The organism is Arcobacter cryaerophilus gv. crypticus (assembly GCF_002993025.1).
Taxonomy (GTDB): domain Bacteria; phylum Campylobacterota; class Campylobacteria; order Campylobacterales; family Arcobacteraceae; genus Aliarcobacter; species Aliarcobacter cryaerophilus_B.
This window is the reverse complement of record NZ_NXGI01000035.1, coordinates 1-6,907: the sequence shown is the minus strand read 5'-3', so window position 1 is coordinate 6,907 and position 6,907 is coordinate 1. Positions and strand designations below refer to the sequence as shown.

At 25.0% G+C, this 6,907-nt stretch carries 7 protein-coding genes; 5 read left to right on the top strand and 2 right to left on the bottom strand.

The genetic code is table 11. The annotated features are described in order from the left end of the window. Positions 1 to 233: 233 nt before the first annotated feature. Positions 234 to 542, bottom strand: a complete 309-nt coding sequence (locus tag CJ670_RS09580; protein ID WP_133161067.1) for a hypothetical protein — start codon at positions 540 to 542, stop codon at positions 234 to 236. A 21-nt stretch (positions 543 to 563) separates the two neighbouring features. On the opposite strand from CJ670_RS09580, the gene CJ670_RS09575 reads away from it, so the two are divergent. The 5 genes from CJ670_RS09575 (at position 564) to CJ670_RS09555 (ending at position 6,427) form a co-directional block, all read left to right on the top strand. After that, the gene (locus CJ670_RS09575) at positions 564 to 836 is read left to right on the top strand and encodes a WXG100 family type VII secretion target (protein ID WP_165785209.1); all 273 of its coding nucleotides are present in this window, start codon (positions 564 to 566) and stop codon (positions 834 to 836) included. 2 nt (positions 837 to 838) lie between these two features. Further along, positions 839 to 1,759, top strand: a complete 921-nt coding sequence (locus CJ670_RS09570) for a hypothetical protein (protein ID WP_105939794.1) — start codon at positions 839 to 841, stop codon at positions 1,757 to 1,759. Then, positions 1,752 to 1,946, top strand: coding sequence for a hypothetical protein (locus CJ670_RS09565; protein ID WP_105939793.1), 195 nt, complete (start codon positions 1,752 to 1,754; stop codon positions 1,944 to 1,946). Before CJ670_RS09570 ends, CJ670_RS09565 begins: the two co-directional genes overlap by 8 nt. Positions 1,947 to 1,982: 36 nt before the next feature. Further along, positions 1,983 to 6,053: an ankyrin repeat domain-containing protein gene (locus CJ670_RS09560; protein WP_105939792.1), complete on the top strand. Its 4,071-nt coding sequence runs from the start codon at positions 1,983 to 1,985 to the stop codon at positions 6,051 to 6,053. A 158-nt stretch (positions 6,054 to 6,211) separates the two neighbouring features. Further along, the gene (locus CJ670_RS09555) at positions 6,212 to 6,427 is read left to right on the top strand and encodes a hypothetical protein (RefSeq protein ID WP_105939791.1); all 216 of its coding nucleotides are present in this window, start codon (positions 6,212 to 6,214) and stop codon (positions 6,425 to 6,427) included. A 143-nt stretch (positions 6,428 to 6,570) separates the two neighbouring features. On the opposite strand, the gene CJ670_RS09550 is transcribed toward CJ670_RS09555, so the two are convergent. Next, entirely contained in the window at positions 6,571 to 6,753 is a 183-nt protein-coding gene (locus CJ670_RS09550; RefSeq protein WP_105939790.1) for a hypothetical protein, read from the bottom strand. Positions 6,754 to 6,907: the final 154 nt, after the last annotated feature.

The window sequence follows — 6,907 nt, the reverse complement described above, 5'->3', positions numbered from 1 at the left end:
AATACAGCCTAGTCAAAACTGGCTTTGTTGCCACTCAAGTTTTACGTGTAGCTATCCAACTGTGTCACAATCTTATTCAACTCGAATAGATTCAGAATTTTTGTCGATATGCTACTTGAATTCTCTCTTTGGTATTATAAGAGAATATTGAGCAGTACCTTCTGGTGTGATAGGATTTCTCCTATCAGAATTACTTTGACACGAAATATTTAACGGTCTCAAAAAATTTATTTCTATTTTGTCATTCTATCTATCATTTTTACTACAACTCCACTACCAGGAACCATGCCATTTGCAATTTCTCCACCTATGTCAAAAAACATATCTCTTGTCATAACTTTAGAGACTCTCTCTTTTAACCAAACACCTTTTTCACTAATTTCTCCATTTAAACCATCAATTTCAATAATACCAACTTTATTCTCATTTGACCAAATAAATTCAAAAGCATAAACTATTAAGAAGCCATAATTAAAAAATTTTACACATATAGTTACTTTATTTAAGATAATAGAAGAAATTATATGCAATAATTTGCACATATTAATTATAAAGGTTTAAGTGTGAATCAAATTTTTGTTAATCCAACTGAAATAAGAATATTTATTTCAGAACTAAAAAAGTTAAAAGGTGATTTAGAAAATAATCAAAAACAAACTTCAGGAAAACTGAGAAAACTTAGCGAAAGTTGGAAAGATGCTGAACATAAAAAATTTGAAGAAAAATTTACAGAATATTTAAATAATATGAGACCAATAATATCTAATATTGATGAATATTGTGCATTTTTAGAAAGAAAAGCTAATGCTGCAGATAATTATTTGAAACAAAGATAATTATGAACAATATTGATATTAATCCTGAAATACTAAATAAAATAAATTTGATTTTTAAAAATGTTTTTAATGAAGTATTCGATTTAGATTATCGTGTTGATAAATATCTTTTGACAAAAATAGAAGAAAAAAGAAATAAAATATCTAATTTATTAAATATATTAAGAAGTATTGAATCATCAATTTATCAAGTTGAAACAAGCCTAAGAGAAGCACAAATCAAAAATGAAAGAAATATTCATATGGCAAATAAAGTAACTTATATTGTTAATGATTTATTACATTTTCATGCAAAACTTAGTAGATTGATAGATGAAAAAAGACAAATAGAATTTGAAATAGAAGAATCTAAAAAAAGACTTTATTCATATGAGAAAAATTTTGAACAAGCAAGATCAAATAGAAAAAAACTTGAATTAAAATCATCTAATTTACTAGAAAGAACAAGTAATAAAATTTATTCTATACAGAAAAGTACTACATTATATCAAAATACAAAAATGCAAGATGTAACAAATAATATATCTAATTTTATAAATCATAAGCAAAATGAAAATTATACACTTGAAAATACGAATAATGAACATTATAATAATGATATTCAAATAGATGATTTGAATTTTAAATTAAATTATGAAAATAATATTTTTGAGATATTTATCCCAAAAATAGAAAAGAAATTTTTTATAAAACATAAAAATTCTGAAATTGTAGTTTTGAATAATGATAACAGTATTATAAATTCTATAGAAATACACTATTTTCAGCTACTTGAAAATGTACTACTAAAATTAAAATCAAATAAAATTAAAGTTTGGGTAAATGAAAAAAGTGAAATAGATATATATCATAATTACGGATATATAAAAAATGGTATTGTAACAAAAGAAGGTGTTGAAATGATATGGGAAAAAAATGAATAATTTAATTTATGAAGATAATTTTCATGAAATAATAAAAAAAACACAAATGGAATTAGAATTAATAAAAAGTGAATGGAAAGATGAAATTCAAAAGAAATTTTATAATGATCATGTAGAAGAACTTTTTAGAATTTTAAATCAGCATAAGAATCAACAATTAGTAATTTTAAGTAATAAAAATCTCTAATGTTAGAAAAAGTTATTTAATAAGAGGAGTTTAGAAATGTTTGGTTTATTTAAGTCAAAAGATGCAAAGCTTATTGACGCTGTTAAAAAAAATAGTTATATTAATGTTTTAATGTTATTACAAAAAGGTGCTGATATAAATATAAAAGATAAATATGGATATAGTGCTACAGAACTAGCTACTAAATATAATTATGATAAATTGGAAGATACCCTAAGATTTATAAAAAAAGGGTATACCCCTCTTCTTTGTGCATCAAAGGATGGTCATATATCTGCCATAAAAGTTCTAATTAAAAATGGTGCTGATGTTAACGCTAAAAATAAAGATGAAGATACTGCTTTAATTCGGGCTTTAAATAAAGGTCATAGAGATATTGTAGAACTACTAATTAAAAATGGTGCGGATGTTAATGCTAAAGATAAAGATGGAAATACTCCTTTAATTTGGGCTTCATATACTGTTCATAAAGATATTGTAGAACTACTAGTTAAAAATGGTGCGGATGTTAATGCTAAAGATAAATATGGAGATACTGCTTTAATTTGGGCTTTAAAGCTTGGTCATAAAGATATTGCAGAACTACTAATTAAAAATGGTGCGGATGTTAATGTAAAACGTAATTTTGGAGATACTGCATTAATTTGGGCTTCAAAGAATGGTCATAAAGATATTGCAGAACTACTAATTAAAAATGGTGCGGATCTTAATGTTAGAGGTAAAGATGGAGATACTGCATTAATTTTGGCTTTAAAGAATGGTCATAAAGATATTGTAGAACTACTAATTAAAAATGGTGCTGATGTTAATGCTAAAGATAAAGATGGAGATACTGCTTTAATTTGGGCTTTAAAGAATGGTCATAAAGATATTGCAGAACTACTAATTAAAAATGGTGCGGATGTTAATGTAAAAAATACCAAAGGAGATACTGCATTAATTTGGGCTTCATATAATGGTCATAAAGATATTGTAGAACTACTAATTAAAAATGGTGCGGATGTTAATGCTAAAACTATCTTTGGACAACCTGCATTAATTTCGGCTTTTGATAAGGGGTATAAAGATATTGTAGAACTACTAATTAAAAATGGTGCTGATGTTAATGTAAAAAATAGTTTTGGAAATACTCCTTTAATTTGGGCTTCAGATAATGGTCATAGAGATATTGCAGAACTACTAATTAAAAATGGTGCGGATCTTAATGCTAAAGATAAAGATGGAAATACTCCTTTAATTTGGGCTTCAGATAATGGTCATAGAGATATTGCAGAACTACTAATTAAAAATGGTGCGGATCTTAATGCTAAAGATAAAGATGGAGATACTGCTTTAATTTTTGCTTCAAAGAATGGTCATAAAGATATTGTAGAACTACTAATTAAAAATGGTGCTGATGTTAATGTAAAAAATAGTTATGGAACAACTCCTTTAATTTGGGCTTCATATAAGGGTCATAAAGATATTGCAGAACTACTAATTAAAAATGGTGCGGATCTTAATGCTAAATATAACAATGGAGATACTCCTTTAATTTTGGCTTTAAATAATGGTCATAGAGATATTGTAGAACTACTAATTAAAAATGGTGCGGATGTTAATGCTAAAGATAAAGATGGAGATACTGCTTTAATTTGGGCTTTAAATAATGGTCATAGAGATATTGTAGAACTACTAATTAAAAATCATGAGTTAATAAAAGAAGAGTTTGCAAGTATTGAAAATTATAGAAATAATAAAAATAATATAATTTTAGCTTATGAAAATAATTTTATAGCAAAAGAGTACAATATTACAAATAATTCTTTATTATTAATAAAATATGACACTTTTAATAATGTGAATAATCTAATAACTTCTTTAGCTTTAAAAATGGCTTTAAAACTTCCTGATAGTCAATGTGAGTTTATTATTATTGATACTTTTGATATGGGTAAAAATTGTGGACTTTTACTGAATTTAGATATGAAATTAAAAAAAGATATTTTTACTCAAAGGGATGATATTGATAAAGCTTTATTTATGTTGGAAAAATATACTTCAGAAATACATACAAATTACCTGAAAGGATTTTATAAAACATTAGATGAATATAATGAAAAAAATCCTGAAATACCTCAATCAAAAAAAATAGTAATTATATATAACTATTTTAAATGTGCAAATAAGGAACAACAAGAACGATTTATAAAACTTTTTTCTGATGCAAAAAACATAGGAATAAATTTTATATTAAGTTCATCAAAACAAGACTTGGATATAAATATTAAAGATTTAAATCAAGAGTATTCTAAATTACCTTTTTTAGTAATAGATTTTGACAAATTTACTTATCCTTATCCTTGTATTTTGAATAATGAAAATTTGACAGAAACTATACTATATTTAAATAAACAAATATCTAATTTTGAAAGCCAGAAAGTTGAATACACTAAAATAAAACCTAAAAAATTATGGTTGGAAGATAGTTCAAAATTAATTGAAGCAAATATTGGTAAAAATGGTAAAGATAATATAGTCTTGAAAATAAACAATGAATTAGAATCACATGCCTTATTAATTGGTCGTTCTGGAAGTGGAAAAAGTAATCTACTTCATATTTTGATTAGTGATTTAATTTTAAATTATTCTCCTGAAAATTTAAAACTTTATTTAATTGATATGAAAGGTGGTACAGAGTTTATAAAATATGCAGACCCTCAAATAATACCTCACCTAGAAATAGCTTCAATCACAAGCGATAGGGAAATGGCATTAACTATATTGAGAAAACTTGAAACAAAGCTAAATGATAGAGAAAAATTGTTTTCATCTAAAGGTGTTCAAAATATAGAACAATTTAATAAAAAGTTTATAGATGAAAAACAAGAAAGAGTACTACTTGTTTTAGATGAATTTCAAGAGCTATTCGTACAAGAAGATAATATAAAAAGAGAAGCTACAAGTATCTTTGATAGAATTTCAAAAAAAGGTAGATCATTTGGTATTAATATGATACTAGCATCTCAATCTTTAGGTGGTGATACTCTTCCATCTAATACAGTAAATCAGTTTGCTATTAGAATTGTATTAAAGTGTAGTGAAGATGATTCAAGAAGAGTTTTATCATTTGATAACACAGAAGCTAAAAATCTTACAAAACCAGGAGAAGGTATTTATAACTCACAAAATGGTAGTGTACAAGGTAATATCAAATTCCAAACATATTGGCTTGAAAATCAGGAACATAATGATATTTTAGAAGAAGTTGTATCTTATTCTAAAAATTTTGAAAAAGAATATAATTCGACTATTTTTAGAGAAGATATTGTTCCTACATATATTGATAATTATATAAATTCTAAATTTAATAATTCATCGAAAAATATAATATTTGGACAGCCATATGGTCTAAGTGATAATGTCTCTTTAAAATTAAAAAAAGAATCGAGTTCTAATGTTTTAATTTGTGGTAGTTCTCAAGAATTGGCTACTAATATATTATCAATATTTTTATTATCGTTATCTATGGATAAAAGTACAAATAAAAAGTTTTATATTTTATTAAGTAATTCAGAGGAAACAAATTTATTAAAAGATTATTCTGAAATTCTTAAATCAAATAACATAGATTTAACATTTCTAACAAAAAAGAATATGATGGATGAATTTTCAAAAATAAGTCAGCTTATTCAAGATTGTATAGAAAATGATAGTAAGTTAGAACAAGAAATTTATTTATTTGTTGATAGTATTTATAAAACAAGAATTTTAAGAAAGACTCAAAATGAATATGGTGGAGAAAAATTAAGTGAAGAAACTGAAAAACTTAGTTTTATACTTAAAAATGGTTCAGAATTTGGTGCTCATTCACTAATTTATATAGAATCAATGAAACAATTTGATATGATATTTGATTATAATACTCTAAAACAAGACTTTAATAATTTTATTGCATTACAAATGTCTGAAGATGATTCTCAAAGACTTACGGGAAATTATGAGGCATCTAAATTAGGCATTAATAATGCTTTATTAATAATAGATGATGTAAATACCCAAACTAAATTTAGACCATTTGAATTACCTCAATTATCATGGTTAGAATATAAATTGAATAGATTGTAGTTAGTAATTTTATACATTAAATAGATATGATTATTTATATCTATTTAATAGTGATTGTTTTTTCATTTTTTTGTAGTATTCTAAAATTAAATAATAATTCGCATATATTTCACAATTTATATTTAAAATTCAAAAAAAATAAATAGGAAAATTCAGCGATGAAAAAAATAAAAATTATGGCAATTTGTACATCTTTGATAATTGCTTTTAGCTCTTTAAATGCAGAAGAAAAAAAACCTTATGTAAATGGAACAATGGTTACTTTTGATAGTTTTATTAATACTTATTACGAGAGAGAAGATTTAAAAAAATTTCTTGGAACTTGTGATGATAAATCAAAAGGATATATGTTTTGGACTCATTGTATGGAATGACCCCAAGTTAATAGACACTTTTAGACAACATAAATATTTTTTTACTATTATAAATCCTAAAATTTTTCATTCATTCAGTAAAATCCTAGGATTGTCTTTACTCCCAAAAATAGTAAACAAATCTAACTCAAACATAAAAATTTTTAATACCCGCTTTCATAAATTAATATAATCTGTTTTTTTGAATATTTTTTAAGCAGTTCTTCTCTAGTTTCAATACCTTCTATCATCCAAGTAGTATAATTAACAGCTTTATATTTTAGCTCAAAATTCATTGTTAGAGCTACTTTGCCATAGCAAAGTAGAATAGCTTTAAATTTATTCATTCGAAATCTTTGTAGGGACGCAAAGAATTTGGCCACCGCGCGCATTGACACTTGGCCACTTGACGCATAATGATTTGGCCACCGTGCGCATTTCAAAGTGAGCCATGAAATCTTTATGATGCGTCTATAAGGTTGAGCTAAGTTTTAGAGTATT